This window comes from Bacillus cereus group sp. BfR-BA-01381, from assembly GCF_022663555.1.
Taxonomy (GTDB): domain Bacteria; phylum Bacillota; class Bacilli; order Bacillales; family Bacillaceae_G; genus Bacillus_A; species Bacillus_A pacificus.
Genome location: NZ_JAKUFR010000297.1, coordinates 1 through 264, shown reverse-complemented (window position 1 = coordinate 264; position 264 = coordinate 1). Strand labels below are relative to the sequence as shown.

The following is a 264-nucleotide window of genomic DNA, read 5'->3' as shown; positions in this document are numbered from 1 at the left end:
AAGCATGGTGACATGTGGAGCTGACGAATACTAATAGATCGAGGACTTAACCATATAATATGAAGCAATGTTATCTAGTTTTGAAAGAATATAAAAAAACTTGTTGACTTTAACAGTTAAATAAGATATAATGATTCTTGTCTTAAATGAATGCAGTCTGGTAATGATGGCAGAGAGGTCACACCCGTTCCCATACCGAACACGGAAGTTAAGCTCTCTAGCGCCGATGGTAGTTGGGACCTTGTCCCTGTGAGAGTAGGACGT

The 264-nt window shown here is 39.4% G+C and carries 1 rRNA gene; it reads left to right on the top strand.

Annotated elements, in window-relative coordinates:
- Positions 1–156: 156 nt before the first annotated feature.
- Positions 157–264: ribosomal RNA gene (gene rrf / locus MR079_RS28775) — 5S ribosomal RNA — on the top strand; the annotation flags it as partial.